Here is a 26,219-nt window from a genome sequence, read left to right on the forward strand (position 1 = left end):
AATTGATTGCGAATTGTTAAAGAGCGTGCTCTGCATTCAGAGCGAGGCGTTTGCCTCAGTTAGCTTTCGCTTCACAGACCGGATGTCGTTGCCGTTGTCCCTGTCTGTGGATGCGCATTATAGAGATCTGAAAAACATGTTCAAGATCTTTTTTAGTAAAAAAGGATCGTTCGGGTGTTTTTTAAACGATCCGATGGTTTATTGGACGATCTAGGGTATAAAACACCGTAATGAACGTATAGTTAGTATCGGGATTAGCTATTTATTACTTGTATCATTAGTTGCTTGCTGGGCATCTAACTCTTGTTGATACAATAAATGACCTAATTCACGCAAAAAGGGCTGGCCTAGCGTTTCGGTTTCATAGATATCATCATTTAGGATCTGATTAGCATTGGTATAGATAATGGCAGAAAGGAAATACGAAACGTCATGTTTGGTATCATTAATAAAGGCAGCATCAATAACATGGCCATACGCTTGTCCATTTTTATTGTGGTAGTGAATGTACTCGGGTAAGCGTAGCTGTTCATCCCCTTTTAATAAGTACTTCACATAGGTATCAGTATACTGCTCTTCTGAATATTTAGGATATTCACTTTGCCGAGGCAGCATTCGCATATAACGTAAAATAAATTGACGCTGCGGATCAGTGATATTAAAGCGCTGCTCTTCTGGGAACAACTCTGGCATAACAAGACGCTTTACTACGCCATCAAGGTCTAATAAGGATTGACGGTTCTTTAATGTAAAATCCATAGGCTGGTTGACCAACTGACCATGCTGAAAATAAGCAAAGCCGAGTTTGGGTTGATCTGTGTTTCGATAGGAAACTGCAACTTGACGCTGAGGTATAGCTAATAAGGTTTTACCAGCAGTATCTATAAAACGGATCGGATTGAAAAAGCGATTGTCATCGTCAGTAAATGGCACACTTAAACGATGATTAATGACAGTTGATGTTAAACCTTTAGCATGCAGTTGTTGGTTAATATACTGCTGGCCCATTAATTCGTATAAACGATTACTACTGTCATTATCACTCACGAGTAAGATTTTTTTAATGTAGTGCCCTACACTGGGTAATCCAGAATCACTAGTAACATCTGTGTAAGCTGAAGATTGCGAAGGGTGCAGCACGTCAGTCAACATCGTCGTGTCTAAGGTTATACCGGCTGCAGTTTGTTCATTCAACCATTGCATGGCTAAAGCAACTAAAGGCAGTTTCACTGTACTCGCAGGATAAAAATAACGGTCAGGCTGAACCCCATAATGATAATAATGTAACTTTGGTAATTCCCCCTCAATCATAGGTGATTCTATTCGCGTGAAAATGATCTGCAGTTTATAGGATTGACTGTCGGCGAATACCCTATCGAGCAATGTTAATCTCTGTTGGTTTTGCTCGAGCAACGGTAACAAAGACTGACAACTCGCTGCTGCGGTAAAATGCTGGCAAACGTCTGAACTAGAAATGCAATGTTCGGAATCATTGCAGCCGTTAAAAATATATAAGAGAAAATTTTCAATTCGGCAGACCTTAATTCTTCAATGTTTATCATCAGGCAACACTTAGCATTAATAATAAGCGCTTGTATAAATAGCATACAACAATAAAATTTGGATATAAAAAAACCGGGCATAAAGCCCGGTTTTTAGAAGAACAAGTGATTATTCAGCAGCAGTTTCTTCAACTGGCATTGCTGCGTCCATTTCTGGACGATCAACTAATTCAATGTAAGCCATAGGTGCGTTGTCACCAGTACGGAAGCCACACTTCATGATGCGAGTGTAACCACCTGGACGCGCGTTGTAACGCGGGCCTAAAACGTTGAACAATAAACCTACAACTTCTTTATCACGAGTACGGGCAAAAGCCAGACGACGGTTTGCAACGCTGTCATTCTTTGCCAATGTGATCAATGGCTCGATCACACGACGTAACTCTTTAGCTTTTGGCAAAGTCGTTTTGATGATTTCGTGCTTCACCAACGAGCTTGCCATGTTGCGGAACATTGCAGTACGGTGGCTGCTGTTCCGATTTAATTGACGACCACTCTTGCGATGGCGCATGATCTATTCCTTCTCACTAAACCAGGAACTGGTATCTGGTTAGTCTTTATTTACCAAACTAGCTGGCGGCCAGTTTTCCAGGCGCATGCCTAAGGATAAACCGCGTGATGCCAACACGTCTTTGATTTCGGTAAGGGACTTCTTACCCAGGTTAGGCGTTTTAAGTAGCTCAACCTCGGTACGCTGTACCAGATCACCAATGTACTGAATCTGCTCTGCCTTCAGGCAGTTTGCAGAACGAACTGTTAGCTCTAAATCATCGACTGGACGTAACAGAATCGGATCAAACTCCGGTTTCTCTTCACGTTTTTCAGGCTCACTCTTATCACGCAATTCTACGAAGAACTCTAGCTGTTCAGCTAAAATTGTTGCTGCGCGACGAATGGCTTCCTCCGGCTCAACAGTGCCGTTGGTTTCCATATCGATAACCAGTTTATCCAAATCAGTACGCTGTTCTACCCGTGCTGCTTCAACAGTATAAGCAATACGCTCAACTGGGCTGAAAGATGCGTCAAGTAATAAGCGACCAATCGGACGTTCGTCATCATCTGAGGACAAACGAGCTGATGCAGGCACATAACCGCGACCACGTTCAATTTTCAGACGCATACTGAATTCAGTCTCGCCAGTCAAATTACAAATAACGTGCTCAGGGTTAACAATAACCACACCGTCGCCACGCTGGATATCTCCAGCAGTTACAGGGCCAGCACCTTTCTTCGTTAAAGTCAGGGAGACTTCATCTTTGTCTTCCAGGCGAACGGCAAGGCCTTTCAGGTTTAGGAGAATATCAATGATATCTTCCTGAACACCTTCTTTGGCACTGTACTCATGAAGAACGCCGTCTATTTCTACTTCAGTCACAGCACAACCTGGCATAGACGATAACAGAATACGACGTAACGCGTTGCCCAAGGTATGCCCGAAACCGCGCTCTAATGGTTCCAAAGTAACTTTGGCACGAGTTGGGTTGATCCTTTCGATACCAACTAATCTCGGCTTAAGGAATTCGGTGACAGAACCCTGCATATATCCTCTCTTAACAATTAGCTTTACTTAGAGTAAAGCTCGACGATTAACTGTTCGTTGATGTCAGCTGACAAATCTGAACGCTCAGGAGTGCGTTTGAAAACACCTTCCAGTTTCGTGTTGTCAACTTCGATCCAAGTTGGTTTCTCACGTTGTGCGGCTACTTCAAGCGCAGCACCGATACGGGCTTGCTTTTTAGCTTTTTCACGAACAGAGATAACTTGTTCAGGTAATACTTTGTATGATGGAATGTTTAACACTTGGCCATTAATCATAATAGCTTTGTGGCTCACAAGCTGACGGGCTTCAGCACGTGTGCTGGCCAGACCCATACGGTAAACTACGTTGTCTAAGCGTGACTCTAACAACGCTAACAGGTTCTCACCTGTATTACCTTTCAAACGAGCAGCTTCTTTGTAGTAATTACGGAACTGCTTCTCAAGCACGCCATACATACGACGTACTTTTTGCTTCTCGCGTAACTGTAAACCGTAGTCCGATAAGCGACCGCGACGTGCGCCGTGCTGACCAGGAGCTGTAGTTAAGTTACACTTTGAATCGATTGCTCTTACGCCGCTCTTCAGGAACAGATCTGTACCTTCGCGACGACTTAGTTTGAGCTTTGGACCCAAATATCTTGCCATCTTCTTTCTCCAATAATCCGTGAAGCGCTGTAATTACACGCGACGTTTTTTAGGTGGACGACATCCGTTATGTGGGATAGGCGTCACGTCGGTGATATTTGTGATCTTGTAACCAGCGGCATTCAGAGCACGAATCGCTGATTCGCGGCCTGGGCCTGGGCCATTCACAAACACTTCAAGGTTTTTCAGACCATATTCCAGTGCAGCTGTACCTGCACGCTCTGCTGCTACTTGAGCTGCGAACGGAGTAGATTTACGTGAACCACGGAAACCTGAACCGCCTGCGGTTGCCCAACACAATGCATTGCCCTGACGATCAGTAATCGTCACGATGGTGTTGTTGAAAGAAGCATGGATATGAGCCATACCGTCTGAAACTTGTTTTTTTACCCGCTTACGAGTACGAACTGGTGCTTTAGCCATGTTGAATCACCTTATTTCTTAATCGCTTTACGTGGGCCCTTACGGGTACGCGCATTAGTCTTAGTGCGCTGACCACGGACCGGCAGACTACGACGGTGACGTAAGCCACGGTAGCAACCAAGGTCCATTAAACGCTTAATGTTTAATGTGATTTCACGACGCAAGTCACCTTCGACGGTATACTTTGCAACTTCGTCACGTAGAGTATCTAATTGCGAGTCTGATAAAGACGCGATTTTAGTATTCTCTTCAATACCCACTGCCGCTAAAATTGATTTAGCGCGGGTCTTACCGATACCATAAACATAAGTCAGTGAGATCACTGCATGTTTATTATCGGGGATGTTAATGCCAGCGATACGGGCCACTAACGTTCTCCTATCTGAAATTAAAAGGTGCCAATTTGAAAAGCCCGTAAGGATACTCAAATGGCGCTTATATTGCAAACAATAAAGGGGCTAAACTTAAAGTTCAGCCCGCCTTATCGTTTTTCTGCTATTAGCCTTGGCGCTGTTTATGCTTTGGCTCACTGCAAATTACGCGAACTACGTTATTACGTTTGATCACTTTGCAGTTACGGCAGATCTTCTTAACGGAAGCTCGTACTTTCATAACTTAACTCCGCAAACTATCTTAACGGCCTATGCCTTTAAGATTTGCCTTTTTCAGCACAGAATCATACTGATGTGACATCAGATGTGTCTGTACCTGTGCCATGAAATCCATGATAACAACAACGATAATCAGTAAAGATGTACCGCCGAAGTAGAACTGTACGTTCCACGCTACCATCATGAACTCAGGAACCAAACAAATAAAGGTAATGTACAACGCGCCGGCTAGGGTCAAACGTGTCATTACTTTATCAATGTATTTTGATGTCTGCTCGCCAGGACGAATACCAGGGATAAAAGCACCAGATTTCTTCAAGTTATCTGCTGTATCACGTGGGTTAAATACCAACGCAGTATAAAAGAAACAGAAGAAAATGATAGCCGCCGAGTATAACATCATATACAGCGGTTGTCCTGGAGATAATGTTAGCGACAATTCCTGTAAGAAATTGGCTACCATACCTTCACCTGTACCGAACCAACTGGCAATTGTACCAGGGAACAGAATAATGCTAGACGCGAATATCGGTGGAATAACACCGGCCATATTAACCTTTAACGGTAAATGGCTGCTCTGCGCGGCAAACACCTGACGGCCCTGCTGACGCTTTGCGTAGTTAACCACGATACGACGCTGGCCGCGTTCAAAGAACACCACAAACCAGGTAATCGCAACAACAATCACGCCAATAGCTACTAATAGTAAAAAGTGCAAATCGCCCTGACGCGCTTGCTCAATCGTCTGACCAATGGCAGACGGGAAGCCAGCAACAATACCGGTAAAAATTAGCAACGAAATACCATTACCAATGCCGCGCTCTGTAATTTGCTCACCTAACCACATTAAGAACATGGTACCGGTAACCAAGCTGATCACCGCGGTAAAGTAAAATGCAAAACCTGGGTTAATGACTAATCCTGGCATCATATTTGGCAGGCCTGTGGCTATACCAATGGACTGTAGTATCGCTAAACCTAAAGTACCGTAGCGCGTGTACTGATTAATTTTACGCTTACCTGCTTCACCTTCTTTCTTTAATTCAGCCATTGCCGGATGCATTACCGTTAATAACTGAACAATGATAGAGGCAGAGATATAAGGCATAATGCCTAGCGCAAATACAGACGCACGCTCAAGAGCACCACCGCTGAACATGTTAAACATTTCAACGATGGTACCTTTTTGTTGCTCGAATAACTGAGCTAGCACGGTGGCGTCAATTCCAGGAATTGGCACAAATGAGCCTAACCGAAAAACGATTATGGCTAAGAGCACAAACAACAGACGAGATTTCAGCTCGCTGAATCCGCCTTTTGCTGCTCTTGAGTCCGAACCTGGTTTAGCCATCGCGTACTATCCTTATTATTCTTCGACTTTACCACCGGCGGCTTCGATCGCTGCACGCGCACCTTTAGTTACGCGTAAGCCTTTTACTGTTACTGGACGAGTAATCTCACCAGACAGTACAACTTTTGCGAACTTAACGGTACGAGAGATGATGTTCGCTTCCATTAAAGAAGCTAAATCTACTACGTCGCCATTAACAGCAGCTAGTTCGTGTAAACGGACTTCAGAAGAAACCAAAGATTTCTGAGAAGTAAAACCGAACTTAGGTAAACGTTGTTTCAAAGGCATTTGACCGCCTTCGAAGCCTGGACGAACACTGCCGCCAGAACGTGATTTAAGACCTTTGTGGCCACGGCCAGCAGTCTTACCTAAGCCAGAACCGATACCACGGCCTACACGGCGTTTATCTTTCTTAGCACCTGGTGCTGGAGATAGAGTGTTTAATAACATCTGTTACTCCTCCACTTTAACCATGTAGTAAACGGCGTTGATCATACCGCGAACTGAAGGTGTATCTTCAACTTCGACAGTGTGACCAATACGACGTAAACCAAGACCCTTTAAAGAAGCCCGGTGATTCGGTAAACGACCGATACTAGACTTAGTTTGGGTGACTTTAACTGTTTTCTTCGTCATGGCAAATTACCCCAGAATATCGTCAACGCGTAAACCGCGTTTTGCTGCCACTTGTGCCGGTGACTTCACTGAAGACAGGGCGTTAATGGTAGCGCGAACTACGTTAATTGGGTTAGTTGAACCATAACACTTAGAAAGAATGTTTTGGATACCCGCTACTTCCAACACGGCGCGCATTGCACCGCCGGCGATTAGACCAGTACCTTCTGCAGCAGGCTGCATGTAAACATTCGAACCAGAATGCACACCACGTGTTGGGTGATGCAAAGTGTTACCATTTAATTCAACCTGTGTCATGTTACGACGTGCCTTTTCCATTGCTTTTTGAATAGCAGCTGGAACTTCACGTGCTTTACCATAACCGAAACCAACGCGACCGTTGCCGTCACCAACTACTGTCAATGCAGTAAAGCTGAAAATACGACCACCTTTTACCACTTTGGACACGCGGTTAACGGCAACAAGCTTTTCTTGTAAATCAGATTGTTGTTTAGAATCTTCGTTAGCCATTAGCTACTCCTAGAACTGAAGACCGGCTTCACGCGCCGCGTCTGCTAACGCCTGCACGCGACCATGATACTGGAAGCCGCTACGGTCAAAAGCACATGCAGTTACGCCTTTAGCCACTGCACGTTCGGCGATCGCTTTACCTACAGCTTTGGCAGCATCTACGTTACCAGAGTACGAAAGTGATTCTTTAATTGAAGCTTCTAAAGTAGAAGCTGCAGCAATCACTTCAGCATTTGGCGCAATCAGCTGAGCATAGATGTGACGTGGAGTACGGTGTACTACCAGGCGATTCGCACCTTGTTCGATAATGTTTCTGCGAGTGCGTTTGGCACGACGCAGACGAGCAAGTTTCTTATCCATCGTCCTACCTTACTTTTTCTTAGCTTCTTTACGACGCACGTTTTCATTCGCATAACGAACACCTTTGCCTTTGTAAGGCTCTGGTTTACGGTATGCACGAATGTTGGCAGATACCTGTCCAACTAATTGCTTGTCAGCACCTTTGACCCAAACTTCAGTTTGTGTTGGTGTTTCGATAGTGATACCAGCTGGTACCTCGAAAACGACCGGGTGAGAAAAGCCCAGGCTTAGGTTTAGAACCTTACCTTCAGCTTTTGCACGGTAACCAACACCGACTAATTCAAGTTTCTGGCTGAAGCCTTCGCTTACACCAGTAACCATGTTGTTCAATAATGCGCGAGCAGTACCTGCTTGTGCGTCAGCGTTTTCGAAACCTTGACGAGGTTCTGTACGCAGTACATTGCCATCAACAACGATTTCAACCGCAGGGTTAACATTCAGTGTTAACTCGCCGTTTTTGCCCTTAAGCGCCACAACTTGACCTGTTTGCGTTACAGTAACGCCTGCAGGTAGAGTGACGGGGGCTTTAGCAACACGAGACATAAATTAACCCCTCCGTTACGCTACGTAGCCGATGATTTCGCCACCGATACCAACCTTGCGCGCAGCACGGTCAGTCATTAGTCCTTTAGATGTTGACACGATGGCCACACCTAAACCGCCCATTACCTTAGGTAATTCGTTGCTTTTCTTATAGATACGCAAACTTGGACGACTAACACGATCGATAGTCTCAATAACTGATTTGCCCTGGAAATACTTTAAAGTAACTTCCAGTTCTGGTTTTACATCACCAGACACAGCGAAATCGCCGATGTAACCTTCGTCTTTTAAAACTTTCGCAATTGCAATCTTCAATTTAGAAGAAGGCATTTTAACCGCAACTTTATTGGCCGACTGGCCGTTACGGATGCGAGTAAACATATCCGCTACTGGATCTTGCAAACTCATAGCTCGTTACTCCCGTGATTCTTACCAGCTAGCCTTACGAAGGCCAGGAATTTCACCGCGCATCGCCGCTTCGCGAACTTTGATCCGGCTCATACCGAACTTACGCAGATAACCATGTGGACGACCTGTCACACGACAACGATTACGTTGACGTGCAGGGCTTGAATCACGCGGTAACGTTTGTAACTTAAGAACCGCTGCCCAACGATCTTCATCAGAAGTTGAAGTGTTAGCAATCAGATCTTTAAGTTCAAAACGTTTTGCAGCGAATTTGGCTACCAGTTGTGCACGCTTTGCTTCACGTGCTTTCATTGATTGTTTTGCCATGACCCTACACCTTATTTCTTGAACGGGAAGTTAAACGCCGCAAGTAAAGCACGTCCTTCGTCATCAGTACGAGCAGTTGTCGTAATCGTGATATCTAAACCACGGATTGCATCAACTTTATCGTAATCGATTTCAGGGAAAATGATTTGCTCACGAACACCCATGCTGTAATTACCACGACCGTCGAATGATTTCGGGTTTACACCACGGAAATCACGGATACGCGGGATAGCAATAGAAACTAAACGTTCTAAGAAATCCCACATACGCTCGCCGCGCAGGGTTACTTTCGCGCCAATAGGGTAGCCTTCACGGATTTTGAAACCAGCGACTGACTTACGAGCCTTAGTTACCAGAGGTTTCTGGCCAGCAATAGCAGTTAAATCTGCTACAGCGTTATCAAGGATCTTTTTGTCAGCTACGGCTTCACCCACACCCATATTGAGTGTGATTTTAACAATCCGAGGGACTTGCATGACGCTGGAGTAGCCAAACTGTTTGAACAGTTCTGGGACTACGGTGTCTTTATAAATTTCATGCAGTTTCGCCATCGTATTACTCCAATAGCATTAAATTACTTCGTTATTCGATTTGAAGAAACGCACTTTCTTGCCATCTTCAAAACGGAAACCTACACGATCTGCTTTACCCGTTTTAGGGTTAACAATCGCTACGTTTGAAACATGAATCGAGGCTTCTTTCTCGACGATGCCGCCAGGCTGATTAACAGCTGGAACCGGCTTCTGGTGTTTCTTAACCAGATTAACGCCTGAAACATAAACACGGTTGTCGCCAACTAATACTTTAGTGACTTTGCCTTGTTTACCCTTGTCCTTACCAGTAAGAACAATAACCTCGTCATCACGACGGATTTTGCTAGCCATGGTGACTCCTTACAGTACTTCTGGTGCCAGAGACACGATCTTCATAAACTTATCGCCACGAAGTTCACGTGTAACAGGCCCGAAAATACGGGTACCGATCGGTTCCAGCTTAGTGTTTAATAACACCGCTGCATTGCGATCAAAACGGATTAATGACCCGTCCTGACGACGTACGCCTTTAGCTGTACGCACCACCACTGCATTCAGAACATCACCTTTTTTAACTTTACCGCGAGGAATTGCTTCCTTAACAGTAACTTTGATGATGTCACCAATTGCAGCATAACGGCGATGCGAACCACCTAAGACCTTAATACACATTACGCTGCGCGCGCCGCTGTTGTCTGCGACTTCCAGCATAGATTGCATCTGGATCATCTTAGTGCTCCGCTATTCTACTATGTAACCTTCTCAGGTTACGCTGCTTACGATAATAAAACCCCTCCCCAGAGGAAGGGCGCGTGATTATAACAGCAGTTATGGCAAAGTGGTAGTTTAAAATAAAAACAATTCGGTGTATGCCTAGACACGCACCGCCACTCACACGATCTGTTGCTACAAACAAAAACGGCTCCAACAGGAGCCGTTTTATTCTTCTTCTTAATTATTAAGAAGCAGATTCAACGATAGCTACCAGGGTCCAAGACTTAGTCTTAGACAAAGGACGGCATTCACGAATAGTGACTACGTCGCCTTCTTTACACTGATTAGTTTCGTCATGCACGTGCAGTTTGGTAGTACGCTTGATGAATTTACCATAAATTGGGTGTTTCACCTGACGTTCAATCGCAACAGTGATAGATTTATCCATCTTGTCGCTGATTACTTTACCTTGCAGTGTACGGGTATTAGTTTCAGTCATTACGCACCTGCCTTCTCGGTTAAGATAGTCTTAACGCGCGCGATATCACGACGCACCTGCTTCAATAAGTGTGTCTGAGCTAACTGACCAGTAGCTGCTTGCATGCGCATGTTGAACTGCTCACGTAACAGACCTAATAATTCAGCATTTAACTCTTCAACACTTTTTGTTTTCAATTCGCTGGCTTTCATCACATTACCGTCCGCGTTACGAAGGTGGTCTTGAATGGAAGCTTAGCAGCAGCCAATGCAAAAGCATGACGCGCAAGTTCTTCAGACACACCGTCCATTTCATACAGAACTTTGCCAGGTTTAATCTGACATACCCAGTACTCAACAGCACCTTTACCACTACCCATACGTACTTCTAACGGCTTAGCTGTGATTGGCTTATCTGGGAACACACGGATCCAGATTTTACCAACACGTTTAACAGCCCGCGTCATAGCACGACGTGCAGATTCGATTTGACGTGAAGTCATTTGACCACGTTCTACAGATTTCAGTGCGTATGTACCGAAACTTACTTTATCACCAACTTGTGATAAACCACGGTTACGGCCTTTGTGCACTTTACGAAATTTTGTACGTTTTGGTTGCAACATCGCTCAATACCCCTACTTAGCCTTACGAGCCGGTTTTTTCGGCGCTTTAGGCTGGTTGTTATTGTTGGCGTTGTTGGCGTTATTTTGCAGAGGCAGAGCACCTAGGATCTCGCCTTTGAAAATCCACACTTTGACACCAATGATACCGTAAGTAGTCAGTGCTTCAGAAGTATTGTAGTCAATGTCTGCACGAAGAGTATGGAGAGGTACACGACCTTCACGATACCACTCGTCACGAGCAATCTCAGCACCGCCTAAACGGCCGCTAACTTGAACCTTGATACCTTTAGCACCAATACGCATAGCATTTTGTACCGCACGCTTCATAGCACGACGGAACATAACACGACGCTCTAACTGGCTACTGATAGAATCAGCAACTAATTTCGCATCTAGCTCTGGCTTACGGATCTCAGAGATATTGATCTGAGCAGGCACGCCAGCAATGGCAGCAACTTGCTTACGGATCTTCTCAACGTCTTCACCTTTTTTACCGATAATCACGCCTGGACGCGCAGTGTGAATAGTCACACGGATGCTTTTCGCAGGGCGTTCAATATCGATCCGGCTTACTGAGGCTGCTTTCAGTTCTTTTGTCAGGTACTGACGAACTTTATAGTCACCGTTCAGGAAATCCGGGAAATCTTTTGTATTCGCGAACCAGGTAGAGCTCCATGGCTTAGTGATACCTAGGCGAATACCATTAGGATGTACTTTCTGTCCCATTTCTATCTCCTAGTTATCAGCTACGACCACAGTGATGTGGCTGGTACGCTTGACGATACGATCAGCACGACCTTTAGCGCGTGGTTTGATACGCTTCATAGATGGACCTTCATCAACGAAGATGGTCTTCACTTTCAGTGTATCGATGTCCGCGCCTTCATTGTGCTCAGCGTTGGCAATGGCTGATAAAAGTACCTTTTTGACTAACTCAGCAGCTTTCTTCGGGCTGTAAGTTAGTACATTCAACGCCTTCTCAACTGACAATCCACGTACTTGGTCAGCGACCAAACGCGTTTTTTGAGCAGAAGAACGGGCAAATTTGTGTTTAGCTAATGCTTGCATCATTTACCCCTTAGCGCTTCTTGGCCTTTTTGTCGGCTGCATGACCACGATAGGTACGAGTAGGTGCAAATTCACCTAACTTGTGACCGATCATCTCTTCTGAGACAAATACTGGTACATGTTGACGACCATTATGGACAGCGATGGTCAAACCGATCATATCAGGTATGATCATTGAACGACGGCTCCAAGTCTTTATAGGCTTCTTGTCTCCGCTTTCCAACGCTTTCTCTACCTTCTTCAGCAAGTGAAGGTCAATAAATGGACCTTTCTTGAGAGAACGTGGCATGGCAATTCCTCACAAATTATTTATCACGACGACGTACGATAAGTTTATCAGTACGCTTGTTTGAACGAGTCTTGTAACCTTTAGTCGGTACGCCCCATGGAGTCACTGGATGACGACCACCTGAGGTTTTACCTTCACCACCACCGTGTGGGTGATCGACTGGGTTCATTACTACACCACGTACGGTTGGGCGGATACCGCGCCAGCGCATTGCACCAGCTTTACCGTATTGACGTAACATGTGCTCAGCATTACCGATCTCACCGATAGTCGCGCGACAATCTGCTAATACTTTACGTACTTCGCCGCTACGCAGACGCAGGGTAACATACTCACCATCACGAGCCAGGATCTGAACGAATGCGCCTGCTGAACGAGCCAACTGACCGCCTTTACCTGGTTTCATTTCGATGTTGTGTACTACTTGACCAACTGGGATGTTGCGCAGTGGCAGCGTGTTACCTGCTTTTATTGGTGCATCAACACCAGAGATAACTGCGTCACCCGCTTTCATGCCTTTAGGGGCAAGAATGTAACGACGTTCGCCGTCTGCATACAACACTAATGCGATGTTTGCAGTACGGTTTGGATCGTATTCTAAACGCTCTACTTTGCCCGGAATACCGTCTTTCATGCGTTTAAAATCAACAACACGATAGTGTTGCTTATGACCACCACCGATATGGCGAGTAGTGATACGACCGTTGCTGTTACGACCACCCGTCTTAACTTTCTTCTCTAACAAAGGCGCGTAAGGCTTGCCTTTGTGCAGGTCAGGGTTAACCACTTTTAAAACGTGGCGACGACCTGGTGACGTAGGTTTACACTTTACAAGTGCCATTTCCTAACTCCTCTTCTTACTCAGCGCCGCCAACAAAATCGATTTCGCTGCCTTCTTTAAGAGTAACGTAAGCTTTTTTCCAATCGCTACGTTTGCCCATACGCGCACCAGTGCGCTTGGCCTTACCCTTAACGTTAACAGTACGAACACCTACTACTTCTGTTTCAAACAGTTTTTCTACAGCAGCTTTAATATCAGCTTTTGTAGAAGTAGTGGCTACTTTAAAAACGATAGTGTTGTGTTTTTCTGCCGCAGTAGTACTCTTTTCAGAAACGTGCGGAGCCAGAATCACTTTTAGTAAACGTTCTTCGCGGATCATGCTAAAAGCTCCTCAAGTTGTTTAACTGCAGCAGCAGTCATTAACACTTTGTCGAATGCGATTAAGCTGACCGGGTCGATACCGTGTACGTCACGAACGTCAACTTTGTATAAGTTGCGTGCAGATAAGAACAAGTTCTCGTCTACTTCGTTAGTTACGATCAGAACGTCTTTTAAATCCATCGCTTTCAGCTTTGCAGTCAAGTCTTTTGTCTTTGGTGAATCAACGCCAAAACTCTCAACAACAATTAAGCGTTCCTGACGAACTAATTCAGACAGAATGCTTTGAATTGCACCGCGATACATTTTACGGTTAACTTTTTGGCTGTGATCTTGTGGCTTAGCCGCAAAAGTCACACCACCGCCACGCCAAATTGGACTGCGGATTGTACCAGCACGCGCGCGGCCAGTACCTTTTTGACGCCATGGCTTCTTGCCGCCACCACGTACTTCTGAACGTGTCAATTGAGCACGAGTACCCTGACGGGCACCAGCTGCAAAAGCAACTACTACCTGATGTACCAGAGCTTCGTTAAACTCACGTCCAAAGGTAGCTTCGGAAACTTCAAGAGCGCCTTGAGCGTCTCGTAATGCTAATTCCATCACTTATCTCCTAGACGTTAGCTTTTAACAGCTGGTTTAACGATAACGTCACCGCCGATAGCACCAGGCACTGCGCCTTTTACTAACAGAATGTTACGTTCCGCATCAACACGAACCACTTCAAGAGACTGTACAGTTACCCGTTCAGCGCCCATGTGGCCAGCCATTTTCTTACCTTTGAATACTTTACCTGGTGATTGGTTTTGACCAATTGAACCCGGTGCACGGTGTGATAAAGAGTTACCGTGAGTAGCATCCTGAGTACGGAAATTCCAGCGCTTAACAGCACCTTGGAAACCCTTACCTTTTGATGTGCCAGCGACATCAACTTTCTTTGTATCTGCGAAAATATCAACAGTAATCTCGCTACCAACAGTGATGTCGGCGCCTTCGTTGTCTTGTAGGCGGAATTCCCACAGACCACGACCCGCTTCTACACCCACTTTTGCAAAATGACCTGCTTCTGGCTTGCTCAGGCGGCTTGCCTTAACAGTACCAGTAGTCACTTGCAACGCGCTATAGCCTTCAACGTCTTGCGTTTTAACAGCAGTAACGCGGTTTGGTGTTGCTTCGATTACGGTTACTGGGATAGATACACCATCTTCAGTGAAGATGCGTGTCATGCCCACTTTACGACCGATTAGACCGATAGCCATTTCCTAAACCTCTCTAAAAACCTGTCTGATTAGCCCAGGCTGATTTGAACGTCAACGCCAGCAGGCAGATCTAAACGCATCAGCGCATCAACTGTTTTTTCAGTTGGTTCCACGATGTCGATTAAACGCTTGTGCGTACGGATTTCGTACTGGTCACGCGCATCTTTATTGACGTGAGGAGAAATCAGAACAGTGAAACGTTCCTGACGAGTGGGTAGTGGAATTGGACCACGAACCTGTGCGCCGGTACGTTTTGCTGTGTCAACGATTTCCATAGTTGACTGATCGATCAAACGGTGATCGAACGCTTTCAGACGGATGCGAATCCTTTGATTACTCATGTATCAAAGCCTCAAAGAGCAAAAAGAGCAAAAATAAACATAAACAAATGCCCATAATGGGATTGCTTATGCACCAAGTTACCAGTTACCCCCCAATCGGGGGCTTATAGTACAAGCTACGCAATACTCTCTTTAGAGGTTGCAATGTAGCTTGTATCAGCCAGATATGAATCGACTGGCCGCATATTATATACAGAACAATTGATAATGCAAGTGCTGTTTATTATTCCAACAGCCAACCTCAAAGCAGACGCCAATTGTGCTTTGTTGCAACGTCTACCTTGAGGCTTAACAGCAAGCCACGCGTTAAAACTGATCTTCAGTAAGCGCAAACATCGCTGAGCCATCGCTTTGCAAACTGCTAAATAAACCATCAACCTTTGGCAACACTTTTTGTGTATACCACATGGCTGTTTGAGTTTTAGCAGCCATGAAATCAGCACTGTGTTTAGCAGGATTTAACGCCATAAGATTTCTTTGCCACATATAAGCATAGAGGACATAGCCCACAGCATCTAAGTAATCGCAAGCATTCATACTGAGCACATTGTGTTCTTGCACCAATAATGAATGACTGACGTCTATTAATTGCGCTATGCGCTTTTCGACAATATGACTTATCGACGTTGGATGAGCTTGAAGCTCAAGTTGAATATCATTTAATAGGGCAAGTAACACGGCTGCTTGATCTGATGCGACTTTTCGCAACATAAAGTCAGCCGCTTGAATACCATTGGTTCCTTCATAGATCTGGGCAATTCGTACATCTCGCACTAACTGCTCCATGCCCCACTCTTTTACATAGCCATGACCACCGAATACTTGCTGGGCCGTAATACACGCATCTAACCCTCGATCGGTCATAAAGGCTTTGGTGATCGGTGTCAGTAAATTTGCTCGTTGTGCTGATTGCGCACAGTCGTCGTATTTTGCTCGATCCAGTAAATTGGCCACCCAAGTAGCGAAAGTTCGACCGGCCTCATTCATTGCTTTAATGTTAAGTAGCATTCGCCTAACATCAGCATGACCCAAAATGGCATCCGCTTTATTAGGATCCGTTTTACCGGTTCTTCCTTGTAAGCGATCTTTGGCATAAGCTAACGCATTTTGATATGCCCGCTCGGCAGCACCTAGTCCTTGGCTGCCCATCGACAAACGCTCGTAATTCATCATGGTAAACATACAAGCTAGACCACGATGCGGCTCGCCGATTAAATAACCGCGCGCACCATCAAAGTTAAGCACACAAGTAGCCGAACCATTAATACCCATCTTATGTTCGATAGAGCCAACATTGACGGCATTACGCTCTGCTAAGTCACCGTTTTCTGTCACAAGAAATTTTGGTACTAGAAATAAAGAAATGCCTCGGCTTCCGGCAGGTGCATCTGGCAACTTAGCTAACACTAAATGAACGATATTTGATGTCAGATCATGCTCACCAGCAGTGATAAAAATTTTGCTACCCGAGATTAAGTAACTGCCATCTGTATCGGGTTTTGCTGCTGTACGCATAATGCCCAAATCTGAACCCGCATGAGCCTCGGTTAAACACATCGTGCCAGACCATTCACCGCTGTATAATTTTGGTAAGTAACAGGCTTTCATTTGCTCATCGGCATGCTGTAACAGGGTAACGCAGGCGCCGGCGGTTAAACCTGGATATAACGAAAAAGCGATATCCGCACTACAGAGCATTTCATCAACCATCATAGAAAGCGATTTTGGCATGCCCATTCCACCAAATTCGGCATCACCACTGAGGCCAGTCCAGCCACCCTCGGATAAACTTTGATAAGCCGTGTAATAATGCTCGGGCAAACTGACTTTACCATCGGCGAGTTGTGCACCTACCGCATCTGCTATTTGGCTATAGGGAGCAAGTTGCTGCTCACAAATTTTTGCGGCCTCTTCTAAAATGGCTTTTGCTGTATCGGCTTCTATTAACTCTTGTAATTGAGGTTGCTGCTGCCAGTACTGGTCTAATTGCCAAACGTCGAACAGATTAAAACTTATGTCGTCTACAGGGGCTTGATACTGACTCATACGATCACCTCAACTACTGAAAATGACCTCTATCATCGCACAGCCGAGATTTTCAAACAAGTGTTTGAATTGCTGCCTTTGCATATATTTTAAGCATAAAAAAAGGCCCCGTAGGGCCTTCTTTACATCAGTGCTGATTAAGCAATGATTTTTGATACTACGCCAGCACCTACTGTGCGGCCGCCTTCACGGATAGCGAAGCGTAAACCTTCGTCCATCGCGATTGGGCAAATCAGCTCAACAACAAACTTCAAGTTGTCGCCTGGCATGACCATTTCTACGCCTTCTGGTAATTCTACTGCACCCGTTACGTCTGTTGTACGGAAGTAGAACTGTGGACGGTAGCCTTTGAAGAATGGCGTGTGACGACCACCTTCTTCTTTTGACAATACGTACACTTCGCCTTCGAACTTAGTGTGTGGCTTGATTGAACCTGGCTTCGCTAATACTTGACCACGTTCTACGTCTTCACGCTTAGTACCACGTAATAAAGCACCGATGTTCTCGCCTGCACGACCTTCGTCTAACAGCTTACGGAACATTTCTACACCAGTACAAGTAGTCGCTACAGTGTCTTTGATACCAACGATTTCTACTGTCTCACCCACTTTGATGATACCTTGCTCTACACGGCCTGTTACTACAGTACCACGACCAGCAATTGAGAATACGTCTTCGATTGGCATGATGAATGGCTTATCAATCGCACGTACTGGCTCAGGGATATACGTATCTAACGCTTCGCCTAATTCCAGGATTTTCTTTTCCCACTCAGCTTCGCCTTCCAGACCTTTTAAGGCTGAACCACGGATTACCGGTAAGTCATCACCTGGGAAGTCGTAGTCTGAAAGAAGCTCACGCACTTCCATTTCTACTAATTCTAATAACTCTTCGTCATCTACCATGTCACACTTGTTCATGAACACGATGATGTAAGGTACACCAACCTGACGTGATAACAGGATGTGCTCACGCGTTTGTGGCATTGGGCCGTCAGTCGCCGCTACTACCAGAATAGCACCGTCCATCTGTGCCGCACCAGTGATCATGTTCTTAACATAGTCAGCGTGACCTGGACAGTCTACGTGTGCATAGTGACGTGTTGGTGTATCGTATTCAACGTGTGACGTGTTGATAGTGATACCACGAGCTTTTTCTTCTGGTGCTTTATCGATTTGATCGAAAGCAAATGCCTGACCGCCGTATGTCTTTGCTAATACGTTAGTGATAGCAGCTGTCAGAGTAGTTTTACCGTGGTCAACGTGGCCGATAGTACCTACGTTTACGTGCGGTTTTACGCGTTCAAATTTAGCCTTAGCCATTTATAGACCCTTCTTAGTCAAATTTAAGACCCGTTAAATCGGGACTGTTTAATCGTTAATCGTAAGCTCTACGAGAAGCAATAATTGCTTCAGTAACATTGCTTGGTGCTTCCTGATAATTCAGCGGTTCCATAGAGTAAGAGGCACGGCCCTGACTCAAAGAACGCATATTAGTTGCATAGCCAAACATTTCAGATAACGGTACATTGGCGTCGATTATCTTAATCCCGCCAGGCGCATCTTCCATACCGTTGATGATACCGCGACGACGGTTTAAATCACCAACGATATCACCCATGAAGTCATCTGGCGTAACTACCTCAACCTTCATAATAGGCTCGAGGACAACCGGCTTAGCCTGTAGAGCTCCTTTTTTGAAGCCCATAGACGCAGCGATTTTGAACGCCATTTCGTTCGAGTCAACATCGTGGTAGGAACCATCGAATACAGTAACTTTCACGTCGATTACCGGATAACCCGCTAATACACCGTTTTTCATTTGTTCCTGAACGCCCTTATCAATAGCAGGGATAAATTCTTTTGGAATCGCCCCGCCAATTACTGCGTTCTCGAACTTATAACCTTCACCCTCAGGTAACGGCTCAATCCGCAACCAGCAATGACCAAATTGGCCACGACCGCCTGACTGACGTACAAACTTACCTTCAACTTCTGTTTTGCCACGCAATGTTTCACGGTAAGACACCTGTGGTTTACCCACATTGGCCTCGACCTTAAATTCACGACGCATGCGATCAACAATGATGTCGAGGTGCAATTCGCCCATACCAGAAATAATGGTCTGTGCGGTTTCTTCGTCAGTATGTACTCGGAATGACGGATCTTCTGCTGCCAGCTTGCTTAACGCTATTCCCATCTTTTCCTGATCAGCCTGTGTTCTAGGCTCAACAGCAACAGAAATAACCGGCTCAGGAAACACCATGCGTTCCAAAATAATCGGATGATCCATATCACATAAGGTATCGCCCGTTGTGGTATCTTTAAGCCCAATCGCAGCAGCAATATCGCCGGCGCAAACAGCCTTGATTTCCTCGCGCGCGTTAGCATGCATCTGTACGATGCGGCCAATACGCTCTTTCTTCATTTTTACTGAGTTGTATACTGCTGAGCCTGACTCAACAATACCTGAGTAAACACGGAAAAAAGTAAGGGTACCAACAAACGGATCTGTAGCAATTTTGAATGCTAGCGCCGCAAAAGGTTCCGAATCAGCCGATTTACGGAAGCCTTCAGTTTCATCAGGCAGAATACCGTTGATCGCTTTTACTTCTGTCGGTGAAGGCAGATAGTAAATAACGTTATCCAACATGGCCTGCACGCCTTTATTCTTAAAGGCAGAACCCACTTGCACTAGCACTATTTCATTACGTAACGTTAAATCACGTAATGCTTGACGCAACTCATCTTCAGTGAATTCTTCACCTTCCAGATAGCGTTCCATCATGGATTCGTTAGCATCAGCCGCTGCTTCCATCAGGTTTTGACGCCACTCATGACATTCTTCCAACATCTCTGCTGGGATCTCTTCATAAGTGAAGGTCATACCCTGATCTTCTTCGTTCCAGTTAATAGCCTTCATTTTGACGAGATCAACTACGCCTCTGAAGTTATCTTCTGCTCCGATTGGCAACTGAATAGGTACGCAACGTGAATTTAGACGGTCGTTCGCTTGCTTTACAACCCGCAGGAAGTTCGCACCGGTACGATCCATTTTATTCACGAAGATCATTCTAGGAACTTCGTACTTATTTGCTTGACGCCACACTGTTTCAGTTTGAGGCTGCACACCTGATGACCCGCACAATACGACGACGGCACCATCTAGCACGCGCAAAGAACGCTCTACTTCGATAGTGAAATCTACGTGACCTGGGGTATCAATCAAGTTAATACGGTGCATATCAAACTGCTGCTGCATACCAGACCAAAAGGTCGTGGTAGCCGCAGAAGTAATAGTAATACCGCGTTCCTGCTCCTGCTCCATCCAATCCATAGTGGCTGCGCCATCATGAACTTCACCAATTTTGTGAGAGCGGCCTGTATAAAACAGGATCCGCTCAGATGTCGTAGTTTTGCCGGCATCAACGTGAGCACAGATACCAATGTTACGGTAACGTTCTATTGGAGTTGTACGTGCCACTCTACATTCCTCTTAGTTAAGAAATTCTTACCAGCGGAAGTGTGCGAACGCTTTATTCGCTTCGGCCATACGGTGCACGTCTTCACGTTTCTTAACCGCAGAACCTTTATTTTCGATTGCATCAAGCATCTCACCAGCAAGACGCTGAGCCATAGACTTTTCACCACGTTTACGGGCAGCTTCCACTAACCAACGCATAGCTAAAGCGTTACGACGTACTTGACGAACTTCACACGGCACTTGGTAGGTAGAACCACCAACACGACGTGATTTAACTTCGACTGTAGGACGAATGTTGTCTAAAGCCACTTCGAATAAATCGATGTGTTCTTTTTTAGACTTTGCAGCTGCAATTTCAAGTCCGCCGTATACAATTGATTCGGCTGTAGATTTTTTACCGTCGACCATTACGACGTTTACAAATTTTGCCAACAATTCACTTCCGAACTTAGGATCTGGAAGGATTTTACGTTGACCTATGACGCGTCTTCTAGGCATTCGAAACTCCGATTGCTTCAGGTGATTCCAAAACTTTTAATACATTAAAGAAAAAAAGTTGTTTAGTTTGGCCTTACTAACGGAGTACCGTTATTTCTTAGGCCGCTTGGCGCCGTATTTAGAACGGCCTTGTCTACGATCTTTTACGCCTGCACAATCTAATGTGCCACGTACGGTGTGGTAACGCACACCTGGAAGGTCTTTTACCCGGCCACCGCGGATCAGCACTACGCTGTGTTCCTGCAGGTTGTGGCCTTCACCACCAATATAAGAAGACACTTCGAATCCGTTAGTTAAACGAACACGGCATACTTTACGTAATGCTGAGTTAGGCTTCTTAGGTGTAGTGGTGTATACACGGGTACAAACACCACGCTTCTGCGGGCAAGCTTCAAGCGCCGGAACGGTGCTCTTGGCTACCTTCTGGCTGCGCGGCTTACGCACTAGCTGGTTGATTGTTGCCATTAAATACTCCTGGTTAATAAATACCCAATAAACGTGAAAATTCCGCCCCCGAAATTAGGGTCGCGGAATTCTAATGGTCAAGCTTTGACCTGTCAAGTTACAATGCAATTTGCCGGCATTTTAATCACCGGCAAACGGCATCTTGCTTGTTTACTCGTCGTTGCCCGATAAGTTCATGTTTAATGCATCGGTCAAGGCCTGTTCGGCAGACTCTGCACTTCTTGTCGGTTCAACAACTTCATTGTTGCCAGCACGTTGACGAGCGCGATTCTGGTGATAAGCAAAACCAGTACCGGCTGGGATCAAACGGCCAACAATAACGTTCTCTTTCAAACCACGTAATTCATCAATCTTACCTGCAACAGCAGCTTCGGTGAGAACACGGGTCGTTTCTTGGAACGACGCGGCCGAAATGAACGAGTCAGTCGACAGAGACGCTTTGGTGATACCCAGTAATGAACGTTCATACTGTGCTGGCATTTTGCCCGCGGCTTCCAGATCACGGTTTGCGATATTAACGCGCGCCACTTCTGCTTGTTCACCTTCCAAGAACTCGCTATTACCAGGGTTGGTAATAATGCACTTACGCAACATTTGACGAATAATCGTTTCAATGTGCTTATCGTTGATTTTAACGCCCTGTAAGCGATATACATCCTGAACTTCGTTAACGATATAGCTGGCAACCTGGTGAATACCACGTAAACGCAGGATATCGTGAGCTGATTCAGGGCCTTCTGAAATCACTTCACCTTTCTCAATGCGCTCACCTTCGAACACATTAACTTGGCGCCACTTCTGAATCATTTCTTCATGTGCATCACCCTGATCAGGGGTAATGATCAGGCGACGTTTGCCTTTAGTTTCTTTACCGAAGCTAATCACACCTGAGATTTCAGCTAAAATAGCTGGATCTTTCGGCTTACGTGCTTCAAATAAATCAGCTACGCGAGGCAGACCACCGGTGATGTCACGTGTCTTCGAGCTTTCTTGCGGAATACGTGCTAACACGGTACCCGTTACTACTGTGTCACCGTCGGTGACTTCAATAGTCGTAAAGCTTGGTAAACGAATTTCTTGTAAACCACCATCATCTGTTGCCAAGATCAGTTTTGGCTCTTTCGCATTGGCTTTAGCTAAATCTTTAACAACCGTACGGGTTAAACCGGTTAACTCGTCTTGTTGTACTTCAGTGTTGGTATCATCAACATCACTGAAAGAAACCTTAGCGCCACGCTCAAGAATGATTGGGTGTGAATGCGGATCCCAGTTCGCTACAACCTGACCGGCAACGATTTTCGCGTTGTCGTCAGTAGCCATGATCGAACCGTATGGCAGTTTATAACGCTCTTTCTCGCGGCCTAAGTCATCAAATACGGTCACTTCAGCTGAACGAGAGGTAATAACAATCTTGTTATCCGCGTTACGTACAAACTTCGCATTATGCAATTTAAGCATACCGGCATTTTTAACCTGTACGCTGTTTTCAGCAGAAGAACGCGATGCAGCACCACCGATGTGGAATGTACGCATGGTTAACTGTGTACCAGGCTCACCGATTGATTGCGCGGCAATAACACCCACGGCTTCACCAGCATTGATTAAGTGACCACGTGCCAGGTCGCGACCATAACACTTAGCACACACACCAAAGTCAGTTTGACAGGTAATTACTGAACGCACATGCACTTCATCGATCGAGTTCTGTTCAATGATGTCACACAGTTGTTCGTCAAGCATGGTGCCGTCAGCAACAAGCACTTCTTCGGTAGTTGGCGATAAAATATCACCGATAACCACACGACCTAGTACTCGCTCACGCAGACCTTCAACCACGTCACCACCTTCAATCAGCGGCTTCATGATAATACCTTGCTCTGAACCACAGTCTTGCTCAGTCACCACTAAATCTTGTGCTACGTCGACTAAACGACGCGTCAAGTAACCCGAGTTAGCTGTCTTCAATGCAGTATCGGCAAGACCTTTACGCGCACCGTGCGTTGAAATGAAGTACTGTAATACACTCAGACCTTCGCGGAAGTTTGCGGTAATGGGCGTTTCGATGATTGAACCATCTGGTTTTGCCATCAGACCACGCATTGCGGCTAACTGACGGATCTGCGCCGGAGAACCCCGAGCGCCTGAGTCAGCCATCATATAAACAGAGTTAAATGATTGTTGCTCAACAGTATTACCATCACGGTCAACCACATTCTCTTTCGAGAGGTTGTCCATCATCGCTTTAGATAAGCTTTCGTTGGCATTTGACCAAATATCGATAACTTTGTTGTATTTTTCACCGGCAGTTACCAAACCTTGTTGGAACTGGTCTTGAATTTCGGCTACTTCATTTTCAGCATCATCGATGATCTTAGTTTTCGAGTCAGGGATGACCATGTCATCAATACCAACAGAAACACCTGATAACATCGCATAATGGAAACCGGTATACATGATTTGGTCAGCCAAAATAACGGTTTTCTTCAAACCGATACGGCGATAAGCACCATTTAATAAGCGAGAAATTTGTTTCTTGCCCATGGCTTGGTTAACTGATTCAAAACTCATACCTTCTGGCAGGATTGAATACAGAATAGCACGACCAACTGTTGTATCTTTCACTTCAGTTGTTTCAGTACGGCTACCATCTTCAGCAAATTCAACTTCAGTGATACGCACTTTAACTTTAGCATGTAAGCTTGCACAGTCGGCACGGAAGGCTTTTTCAGCTTCTTTCGCGCTCTTGAACATCATGCCTTCGCCTTTCGCGTTAACCGCTTGGCGAGTCATGTAATACAGACCTAATACAACGTCCTGTGAAGGCACGATGATTGGCTCACCATTGGCGGGTGACAGTACGTTGTTCGTTGACATCATCAGCGCACGCGCTTCTAACTGCGCTTCGATAGTTAACGGTACGTGTACCGCCATTTGGTCACCATCGAAGTCGGCGTTATAAGCCGCACACACTAATGGGTGCAGTTGAATCGCTTTACCTTCAATCAGCACAGGTTCGAAAGCTTGAATACCTAAACGGTGCAGTGTAGGTGCACGGTTTAACAATACAGGGTGTTCACGAATGACTTCGTCTAACACATCCCATACCGCGCCTTCTTCACGCTCAACCATTTTCTTAGCCGCTTTAATGGTGGTGGCTAAACCACGCGCTTCAAGCTTGCCGTAAATAAAAGGTTTGAACAGCTCAAGAGCCATTTTCTTCGGTAAACCGCACTGGTGTAAACGCAGTGTAGGACCTACGGTGATAACCGAACGACCAGAGTAGTCAACACGCTTACCTAACAAGTTCTGACGGAAGCGACCTTGCTTACCTTTGATCATGTCAGCTAACGATTTTAATGGACGCTTGTTAGAACCGGTAATAGCACGACCACGACGGCCGTTATCTAATAGCGCATCAACCGCTTCTTGTAACATACGTTTTTCGTTGCGTACGATGATATCTGGAGCAGACAAATCTAATAAACGCTTCAAACGGTTGTTACGGTTAATGACACGACGGTATAAATCGTTCAGATCTGACGTGGCAAAACGGCCACCGTCCAATGGAACTAATGGACGTAAATCTGGCGGTAATACCGGTAAAACAGTCATGATCATCCACTCAGGCTTATTGCCAGAGGTGTGGAATGATTCCATTAACTTAAGACGCTTACTGATCTTCTTACGCTTGGTTTCAGAGTTAATCGTAGGTAACTCTTCACGCATTTGCTTGATTTCAGTTGGCAGTTCAATACCTTTTAGAATGTCCAGAATCGCTTCTGCACCCATCTTGGCTTCGAACTCATCACCATGTTCTTCTAACACGTCTAGATATTCTTCTTCAGTTAACATCTGACGACGCTCTAAAGAAGTCATACCCGGCTCGGTAACAACATAGCTTTCGAAATATAATACACGTTCGATATCACGCAAGGTCATATCTAACAGTAAACCGATACGGCTTGGCAGCGACTTTAAAAACCAAATGTGCGCGGTTGGGCTAGCCAACTCGATATGACCCATACGCTCACGACGTACTTTCGTTAAGGTCACTTCTACGCCACATTTTTCACAGATTACGCCGCGGTGCTTCAAACGTTTGTACTTACCACACAAACACTCGTAGTCTTTTACTGGGCCAAAGATACGGGCACAGAATAAACCGTCACGCTCTGGTTTAAAGGTACGGTAATTGATCGTCTCAGGCTTTTTCACTTCACCAAAAGACCATGAACGGATCATGTCTGGCGAAGATAAGCCGATACGAATAACATCAAACTCTTCAGTCTTAGTTTGTTGTTTCAGAAACTTTAATAAGTCTTTCACCTTTGCTCTCCTGTAAGAGG

At 45.4% G+C, this 26,219-nt stretch carries 36 protein-coding genes; 1 reads left to right on the forward strand and 35 read right to left on the reverse strand.

Translation table 11 applies throughout. The features are described 5' to 3' along the window. Positions 1–214, forward strand: a 214-nt coding sequence (locus tag LMJ53_RS15970; RefSeq protein ID WP_229588325.1) for a hypothetical protein, incomplete at its 5' end; no start/stop codon positions are given. A 44-nt stretch (positions 215–258) separates the two neighbouring features. On the opposite strand, the gene LMJ53_RS15975 is transcribed toward LMJ53_RS15970, so the two are convergent. The 35 genes from LMJ53_RS15975 to rpoC all read right to left on the reverse strand — a co-directional run bounded on the left by LMJ53_RS15975 (position 259) and on the right by rpoC (position 26,199). Continuing rightward, positions 259–1,311 carry a serine hydrolase gene (locus LMJ53_RS15975; RefSeq protein WP_229588326.1) on the reverse strand — a complete coding sequence of 351 codons (1,053 nt, stop codon included), beginning with the start codon at positions 1,309–1,311 and terminating at the stop codon, positions 259–261. Positions 1,312–1,671: 360 nt separating this feature from the next. Further along, positions 1,672–2,073: a 50S ribosomal protein L17 gene (gene rplQ, locus LMJ53_RS15980; RefSeq protein WP_229588327.1), complete on the reverse strand. Its 402-nt coding sequence runs from the start codon at positions 2,071–2,073 to the stop codon at positions 1,672–1,674. Positions 2,074–2,112: 39 nt separating this feature from the next. Continuing rightward, positions 2,113–3,102 carry a DNA-directed RNA polymerase subunit alpha gene (locus LMJ53_RS15985; protein ID WP_226752312.1) on the reverse strand — a complete coding sequence of 330 codons (990 nt, stop codon included), beginning with the start codon at positions 3,100–3,102 and terminating at the stop codon, positions 2,113–2,115. 23 nt (positions 3,103–3,125) lie between these two features. Then, positions 3,126–3,746: a 30S ribosomal protein S4 gene (rpsD, locus tag LMJ53_RS15990; RefSeq protein WP_226752313.1), complete on the reverse strand. Its 621-nt coding sequence runs from the start codon at positions 3,744–3,746 to the stop codon at positions 3,126–3,128. Positions 3,747–3,779: 33 nt separating this feature from the next. Continuing rightward, positions 3,780–4,169, reverse strand: coding sequence for a 30S ribosomal protein S11 (gene rpsK / locus LMJ53_RS15995; RefSeq protein ID WP_040552629.1), 390 nt, complete (start codon positions 4,167–4,169; stop codon positions 3,780–3,782). 11 nt (positions 4,170–4,180) lie between these two features. Beyond that, positions 4,181–4,537, reverse strand: coding sequence for a 30S ribosomal protein S13 (rpsM, locus tag LMJ53_RS16000; RefSeq protein ID WP_226752314.1), 357 nt, complete (start codon positions 4,535–4,537; stop codon positions 4,181–4,183). A gap of 130 nt (positions 4,538–4,667) precedes the next feature. After that, positions 4,668–4,781, reverse strand: coding sequence for a 50S ribosomal protein L36 (gene rpmJ / locus LMJ53_RS16005; RefSeq protein ID WP_008950799.1), 114 nt, complete (start codon positions 4,779–4,781; stop codon positions 4,668–4,670). A 21-nt stretch (positions 4,782–4,802) separates the two neighbouring features. Then, positions 4,803–6,131, reverse strand: a complete 1,329-nt coding sequence (gene secY / locus LMJ53_RS16010) for a preprotein translocase subunit SecY (RefSeq protein WP_229588328.1) — start codon at positions 6,129–6,131, stop codon at positions 4,803–4,805. Positions 6,132–6,146: 15 nt separating this feature from the next. Further along, the gene (gene rplO, locus LMJ53_RS16015; RefSeq protein ID WP_226752316.1) at positions 6,147–6,581 is read right to left on the reverse strand and encodes a 50S ribosomal protein L15; all 435 of its coding nucleotides are present in this window, start codon (positions 6,579–6,581) and stop codon (positions 6,147–6,149) included. Between the two features lie 3 nt (positions 6,582–6,584). After that, a complete protein-coding gene (gene rpmD, locus LMJ53_RS16020; protein WP_226752317.1) occupies positions 6,585–6,767 on the reverse strand; it encodes a 50S ribosomal protein L30 in 183 nt (60 codons plus the stop codon). A gap of 6 nt (positions 6,768–6,773) precedes the next feature. Further along, positions 6,774–7,277: a 30S ribosomal protein S5 gene (gene rpsE / locus LMJ53_RS16025; protein ID WP_226752318.1), complete on the reverse strand. Its 504-nt coding sequence runs from the start codon at positions 7,275–7,277 to the stop codon at positions 6,774–6,776. A 9-nt stretch (positions 7,278–7,286) separates the two neighbouring features. Then, complete coding sequence (gene rplR, locus LMJ53_RS16030; protein ID WP_226752319.1) at positions 7,287–7,637, reverse strand: 50S ribosomal protein L18; 351 nt, start codon at positions 7,635–7,637, stop codon at positions 7,287–7,289. 9 nt (positions 7,638–7,646) lie between these two features. After that, complete coding sequence (gene rplF, locus LMJ53_RS16035) at positions 7,647–8,180, reverse strand: 50S ribosomal protein L6 (protein ID WP_229588329.1); 534 nt, start codon at positions 8,178–8,180, stop codon at positions 7,647–7,649. Between the two features lie 15 nt (positions 8,181–8,195). Then, on the reverse strand, positions 8,196–8,588 hold the full coding sequence (rpsH, locus tag LMJ53_RS16040) for a 30S ribosomal protein S8 (RefSeq protein ID WP_226752321.1): 393 nt from the start codon (positions 8,586–8,588) through the stop codon (positions 8,196–8,198). 21 nt (positions 8,589–8,609) lie between these two features. Beyond that, on the reverse strand, positions 8,610–8,915 hold the full coding sequence (gene rpsN, locus LMJ53_RS16045) for a 30S ribosomal protein S14 (RefSeq protein WP_226752322.1): 306 nt from the start codon (positions 8,913–8,915) through the stop codon (positions 8,610–8,612). A gap of 11 nt (positions 8,916–8,926) precedes the next feature. Next, a complete protein-coding gene (rplE, locus tag LMJ53_RS16050; protein WP_226752323.1) occupies positions 8,927–9,466 on the reverse strand; it encodes a 50S ribosomal protein L5 in 540 nt (179 codons plus the stop codon). Between the two features lie 18 nt (positions 9,467–9,484). Next, positions 9,485–9,799: a 50S ribosomal protein L24 gene (gene rplX / locus LMJ53_RS16055; protein ID WP_226752324.1), complete on the reverse strand. Its 315-nt coding sequence runs from the start codon at positions 9,797–9,799 to the stop codon at positions 9,485–9,487. A 9-nt stretch (positions 9,800–9,808) separates the two neighbouring features. Further along, entirely contained in the window at positions 9,809–10,177 is a 369-nt protein-coding gene (rplN, locus tag LMJ53_RS16060) for a 50S ribosomal protein L14 (protein ID WP_189434388.1), read from the reverse strand. 229 nt (positions 10,178–10,406) lie between these two features. Then, positions 10,407–10,661 carry a 30S ribosomal protein S17 gene (gene rpsQ / locus LMJ53_RS16065; RefSeq protein WP_226752325.1) on the reverse strand — a complete coding sequence of 85 codons (255 nt, stop codon included), beginning with the start codon at positions 10,659–10,661 and terminating at the stop codon, positions 10,407–10,409. Continuing rightward, a complete protein-coding gene (gene rpmC, locus LMJ53_RS16070) occupies positions 10,661–10,852 on the reverse strand; it encodes a 50S ribosomal protein L29 (protein ID WP_226752326.1) in 192 nt (63 codons plus the stop codon). The genes rpsQ and rpmC overlap by 1 nt, the downstream gene beginning before the upstream one ends. After that, positions 10,852–11,265, reverse strand: a complete 414-nt coding sequence (gene rplP, locus LMJ53_RS16075; protein ID WP_226752327.1) for a 50S ribosomal protein L16 — start codon at positions 11,263–11,265, stop codon at positions 10,852–10,854. The genes rpmC and rplP overlap by 1 nt, the downstream gene beginning before the upstream one ends. 12 nt (positions 11,266–11,277) lie before the next feature. Next, positions 11,278–11,991, reverse strand: a complete 714-nt coding sequence (rpsC, locus tag LMJ53_RS16080) for a 30S ribosomal protein S3 (RefSeq protein ID WP_189434397.1) — start codon at positions 11,989–11,991, stop codon at positions 11,278–11,280. A 9-nt stretch (positions 11,992–12,000) separates the two neighbouring features. Then, positions 12,001–12,333 (reverse strand): 50S ribosomal protein L22, encoded by a 333-nt coding sequence (rplV, locus tag LMJ53_RS16085; RefSeq protein ID WP_226752328.1) that lies wholly within the window; start codon positions 12,331–12,333, stop codon positions 12,001–12,003. A 10-nt stretch (positions 12,334–12,343) separates the two neighbouring features. Further along, positions 12,344–12,622: a 30S ribosomal protein S19 gene (gene rpsS / locus LMJ53_RS16090; RefSeq protein ID WP_008950795.1), complete on the reverse strand. Its 279-nt coding sequence runs from the start codon at positions 12,620–12,622 to the stop codon at positions 12,344–12,346. Between the two features lie 16 nt (positions 12,623–12,638). Beyond that, the gene (gene rplB / locus LMJ53_RS16095; RefSeq protein WP_226752329.1) at positions 12,639–13,463 is read right to left on the reverse strand and encodes a 50S ribosomal protein L2; all 825 of its coding nucleotides are present in this window, start codon (positions 13,461–13,463) and stop codon (positions 12,639–12,641) included. 16 nt (positions 13,464–13,479) lie between these two features. After that, positions 13,480–13,782 carry a 50S ribosomal protein L23 gene (rplW, locus tag LMJ53_RS16100; RefSeq protein ID WP_226752330.1) on the reverse strand — a complete coding sequence of 101 codons (303 nt, stop codon included), beginning with the start codon at positions 13,780–13,782 and terminating at the stop codon, positions 13,480–13,482. After that, positions 13,779–14,384 carry a 50S ribosomal protein L4 gene (rplD, locus tag LMJ53_RS16105; RefSeq protein WP_226752331.1) on the reverse strand — a complete coding sequence of 202 codons (606 nt, stop codon included), beginning with the start codon at positions 14,382–14,384 and terminating at the stop codon, positions 13,779–13,781. Before rplD ends, rplW begins: the two co-directional genes overlap by 4 nt. Positions 14,385–14,401: 17 nt before the next feature. Then, positions 14,402–15,040 (reverse strand): 50S ribosomal protein L3, encoded by a 639-nt coding sequence (gene rplC / locus LMJ53_RS16110; protein ID WP_226752332.1) that lies wholly within the window; start codon positions 15,038–15,040, stop codon positions 14,402–14,404. Between the two features lie 29 nt (positions 15,041–15,069). After that, positions 15,070–15,381: a 30S ribosomal protein S10 gene (gene rpsJ / locus LMJ53_RS16115; RefSeq protein ID WP_008899121.1), complete on the reverse strand. Its 312-nt coding sequence runs from the start codon at positions 15,379–15,381 to the stop codon at positions 15,070–15,072. 306 nt (positions 15,382–15,687) lie between these two features. Further along, on the reverse strand, positions 15,688–17,427 hold the full coding sequence (locus tag LMJ53_RS16120; protein WP_229588330.1) for an acyl-CoA dehydrogenase family protein: 1,740 nt from the start codon (positions 17,425–17,427) through the stop codon (positions 15,688–15,690). A 137-nt stretch (positions 17,428–17,564) separates the two neighbouring features. Beyond that, entirely contained in the window at positions 17,565–18,749 is a 1,185-nt protein-coding gene (gene tuf / locus LMJ53_RS16125) for an elongation factor Tu (protein WP_229588332.1), read from the reverse strand. Between the two features lie 55 nt (positions 18,750–18,804). Then, positions 18,805–20,910 carry an elongation factor G gene (gene fusA / locus LMJ53_RS16130; RefSeq protein WP_226752334.1) on the reverse strand — a complete coding sequence of 702 codons (2,106 nt, stop codon included), beginning with the start codon at positions 20,908–20,910 and terminating at the stop codon, positions 18,805–18,807. Positions 20,911–20,937: 27 nt separating this feature from the next. Beyond that, positions 20,938–21,408, reverse strand: a complete 471-nt coding sequence (gene rpsG / locus LMJ53_RS16135) for a 30S ribosomal protein S7 (protein WP_226752335.1) — start codon at positions 21,406–21,408, stop codon at positions 20,938–20,940. A 90-nt stretch (positions 21,409–21,498) separates the two neighbouring features. Continuing rightward, a complete protein-coding gene (gene rpsL / locus LMJ53_RS16140; protein ID WP_226752336.1) occupies positions 21,499–21,873 on the reverse strand; it encodes a 30S ribosomal protein S12 in 375 nt (124 codons plus the stop codon). Positions 21,874–22,023: 150 nt separating this feature from the next. After that, positions 22,024–26,199, reverse strand: a complete 4,176-nt coding sequence (gene rpoC, locus LMJ53_RS16145; protein WP_229588333.1) for a DNA-directed RNA polymerase subunit beta' — start codon at positions 26,197–26,199, stop codon at positions 22,024–22,026. Positions 26,200–26,219: the final 20 nt, after the last annotated feature.

This window comes from Rheinheimera sp. UJ51, assembly GCF_020819615.1.
GTDB lineage: Bacteria > Pseudomonadota > Gammaproteobacteria > Enterobacterales > Alteromonadaceae > Alishewanella > Alishewanella maricola.